This window comes from Brunnivagina elsteri CCALA 953, from assembly GCF_002289455.1.
Taxonomy (GTDB): Bacteria; Cyanobacteriota; Cyanobacteriia; order Cyanobacteriales; family Nostocaceae; genus Brunnivagina; species Brunnivagina elsteri.
On record NZ_NTFS01000517.1, the window covers coordinates 1 to 3,970 of the forward strand.

General features: G+C 38.3%; 3 protein-coding genes and 1 CRISPR repeat array. Of the genes, 1 reads left to right on the forward strand and 2 read right to left on the reverse strand.

The window, feature by feature from the left end; all coding sequences use genetic code 11:
• Positions 1 to 16: 16 nt before the first annotated feature.
• Positions 17 to 1,003 (reverse strand): CRISPR-associated protein, encoded by a 987-nt coding sequence (locus tag CK510_RS27525; RefSeq protein WP_095724687.1) that lies wholly within the window; start codon positions 1,001 to 1,003, stop codon positions 17 to 19.
• Complete coding sequence (locus CK510_RS31270; RefSeq protein ID WP_143289465.1) at positions 988 to 2,313, reverse strand: Cas10/Cmr2 second palm domain-containing protein; 1,326 nt, start codon at positions 2,311 to 2,313, stop codon at positions 988 to 990. The genes CK510_RS27525 and CK510_RS31270 overlap by 16 nt, the downstream gene beginning before the upstream one ends.
• A gap of 47 nt (positions 2,314 to 2,360) precedes the next feature.
• A CRISPR array of direct repeats spans positions 2,361 to 2,905; the repeat unit is 37 nt; unit sequence GTCTCAACGCTTCTTTTGAAGTGGAATTAATGGAAAA.
• A 146-nt stretch (positions 2,906 to 3,051) separates the two neighbouring features.
• Here CK510_RS31270 and CK510_RS27530 point away from each other — a divergent pair.
• The coding region (locus CK510_RS27530; RefSeq protein WP_143289466.1) for an ATP-binding protein at positions 3,052 to 3,970 on the forward strand (919 nt) is incomplete at its 3' end.

Consider the following 3,970-nt stretch of genomic DNA (forward strand, 5'->3'; position numbering starts at 1 on the left):
CCTTTATTTAATATCTTTATTCAATACCTTTAACTTCAATTGGTAAACACAAACCACATCCCATCTGTTTTAAGCTGATTCCTTCAGTAGGAAACCATGCTTTATCCCATTCCCACCAAGTTTGATTGAGGGGTTTTTCTAAAACAAAAACACTTCCTGCTGGCACAGCATAACGTCCTCTTCCTAGTTGTTTTTTGGCACGATAGCGGTAAGGAATTGGTTTATCGGTTAACATCCATTTGGGTTTGGGGAAGTCTTGATGTTGGGGATAACGGTAGGAAAAACGTGTTGAACCCCAAACACCAGGTACAATCAATGCAAATGCACGTTCAATGGGTTTATTTAATATATCTAAGGCAATATCTTTAAGGGGATCACACTCAATTTCGACAATATGATTCTCTCCACCAAAGCTATACCAGCCATTTTCAATTGGATAGGTAGATAAATAAATTAAACAGGTATCATCTGGTATTTGGACAGCATTTTCGAGGAATAACCCATCTTTGTTTTTGACACAACGTTGTTGCTGTTGAATGTCTGGATGTAAGAAAGAAGTAAATTTCCAAGGATTTGCAGCTACAGATGTTTTAGTATTCTTCAATGCTTTAGCATTATGTTTCCAAGTTGATATGGTTTGCCATTGATAATCCGGTTCTAATTTATCATCTCGCTGTTCGCGCTGCCATTCACCTGATTCTAAATACCATTCATCTACATCTTTTTCAGCGATAATTTTGTGCCAAGGAATAGGTACATAAAAATTCTGCTTATGATTACGTTTAGCCCAAAATGCTCCGGCAACCACAAGATTTTCACGTAATTCATCTTGGGTAAATGACTGTTGAATTTTGTTGATGCTAAATATCAAACCTGATAGCGTAGCTGCTTCTGGAGGAAACTTTGTCCCAGAACGTCCAACTAGGTTTTCGGGTGAAAGAAATGCACCAGAACTACCATACATAAATCCCAAGGGATTAATACTAATTAAGTATTTGAACATAATTGAAAACCAACTTTAATTAAATTTCGCATCCAGTCAATTATTTTTTCAATACGTTCGTTACCTTCGTTCTCATCTGTGAAACCAATAACATGCTTGGCAAAATCATAATCACTTAAATTTTGACCTTCACCAGGGAAGTAAATATCGAAGAAATCAAAGATAAATTCCTGATTAAAATTACGTTTGTCGATATTAAAAGCACTTTTTGCTTCTAAGTGTGCTAAGTCAGTATAAATATGAGTCCAATTACTCTTGCCATCCAAGTCTTGATATTGACTTAAAATCTTTAAATAATCCCAAGGACAAGTCCACTCAATATATTGACCGCTATTAAAAACAACTCGAATTGTCACACGGTTTCTACCTAATGATTTTGCTTTCTTTTCTGCTTCTCGACAATGTTGTAATATGTCTCGTTGGGGAACACTATGACCTGCCCAAATAAAACCAACACTCACTGTAATATTCTGTTGATGTTTTTCCCATTCAAGAGGTAATTTTATTAACCAATCTAAAGCAACCTGCGGTTTAACTGCATCTTTCTTTTCTTCACTATAAATTACTCCTAAAAAATCATCTCCTCCAGCATATATAACCCTACCTAATTCCTGACGAAAGTTTATAGCAAAACTTTCTCCCCAACTACACATGGCACTACTAAATCTTTTAACTTCCTCATCACTATTGTCAACTTTTGCCAGATTTTTTAAATGTTTGCCAACTTCGTCACCATCCCCCATAAACCAACCCGTCCAACGACCTTTTTTGGATTCGGTGATATTTTCAGGACGACGATAAATATCGCTAAAACCCTCTTCAAGACGAGGAATATTTAGCTTTTTGGCAATACCTGTAGAGTAGATCGCAATTAAACGCTTAACTAGTTCTCCAATACTAATTTTTTCATTCTTCGCAACCAATGTCCCCTCTGGTTCTGCATCCAGGGGAAGATTTTCTAAAAAACAGCCCAAACGACGATAAAATCTTTCAATAGCAGCCTTTTCATCTCTCCAAACCCGATTATTGGGGTTTCGAGTTTCTGCACCTAAATCGGGAAACGCGATCGCATCTGCACCTGTCATACTGGAACTCTCACCAATCCAATTCAAAGCAGTCCAGCTACGGGATAGTTTGCGTCTCTCCAAGTCATCCATTGCTAATTCAATGCTGTCAGCACTACCCCAAAATATTTCCCAAGCATGGTTGCCCAAATTCTGCCATTCTCTTTCCCAATGGTAATTATCGGGCAATTTTAGCTCAATCCAAGTTCGACATTCGTAGAGTAACTCTTTCCATGCAGATAGCAATGCATTTTGTACCTTATTTTCGCAAAGTAAGCCTGGTGTGACTAAAAGTCTCAACGCTTCTTTTGAAGTGGAATTAATGGAAAATCTTGAAAGTACAAAACTACCTGTGGTTTGTGCGTCTCAACGCTTCTTTTGAAGTGGAATTAATGGAAAAGAAGCAAGCGATCGCTCATCAACAGGAATTCAACGTCTCAACGCTTCTTTTGAAGTGGAATTAATGGAAAACCCTGCAACAACCCAGTAACCAACATCAACCTGAGGTTAGAAGTCTCAACGCTTCTTTTGAAGTGGAATTAATGGAAAAAGGTCATTTGGGGGACAGACAAGACTCGAAGAGTCTCAACGCTTCTTTTGAAGTGGAATTAATGGAAACGTGTGAATGCAATAAAAACGTTACCACTCGAATCGAGTCTCAACGCTTCTTTTGAAGTGGAATTAATGGAAACCTATTTGCTGGTGGTGGTGGGATTGAGGTGGGGAGTCTCAACGCTTCTTTTGAAGTGGAATTAATGGAAACATCGAATCCAAATTTCAAAATAGCCGAATCTCTTGGAAGTCTCAACGCTTCTTTTGAAGTGGAATTAATGGAAACGGATATACCCAGAAATAACCAGAAAAAATCATGCGATTCTAAATTTATCATTCGCACCAAAAAACTCGACACCATCATTCATTACACATAAGATAAAAACATCAATATAAAAGACAACTTAAAACTTATCCCCTTAATAAACCCCAATGTCTGTGTCAAATATTTGTCACTTCCTTATTGGTGTTCCCGGTAGCGGAAAATCAACCTTTGCAGATGCATTAGAAAAACTCGGCAACTATGTCATTGTTTCCACCGATGAAATTCGCTCTCGGTTGTATGGAGATGCAGCAATTCAAGGAAATTGGCACGAAATCGAAAACCAAGCACTTCTTTTAATTCGACAAGCGCAAATATTAGGTAAAGGTGTCATCTACGATGCAACCAACTTTAAACGCGCTTTTCGTATGGATTTTTTAATCAAACTAGAGGATGGGAAAACATCACCGCATTGGATTGCATGGCATTTCAAAACACCCATCGAAACCTGTATAGAGTGGAATCAAAAACGCGACAGACAGGTTCCCCAACCAATAATTGAAAGCATGTCCAGATTACTGACAAACTTTCCCCCACTTGTCGCTGAAGGTTTTGCAGCAGTCGAAGACATTGATATCACCAAATTTCCCCCAGATGCGGCAGCATTGACAGTCAAAATCGAAAAACGCATTAGCACTTTACAACGTAGTATCATCAACCGTAATAATCGCACCCAAAATAATAGTATTATCTTCCATCGCTACAGTGGATTGCTCGATTTTGACCGCTTAATGTACTTAATTTCCCTCATTATCAAATATCCCGGTATCGGTGACTTACACAGCAGTAATCCGAATTTATTAGCAAAAATATTAGGTCATTTGCCTGAAATTACCAGCCATGTTGATGAAATCACGAAAATAATGGCGAAATTACACGGCACAATTTACGCTAACCAAACAGAAATCAACACAGACTTGCAATGGTTGGAAGAAAACGGTGTCATTGTCGGAAAAGGTGAACAAATATCTCCAATTTCTCCCCCATTGCTCCCCAACACCAATTACCCCTTATCCCCACTCCCATCAC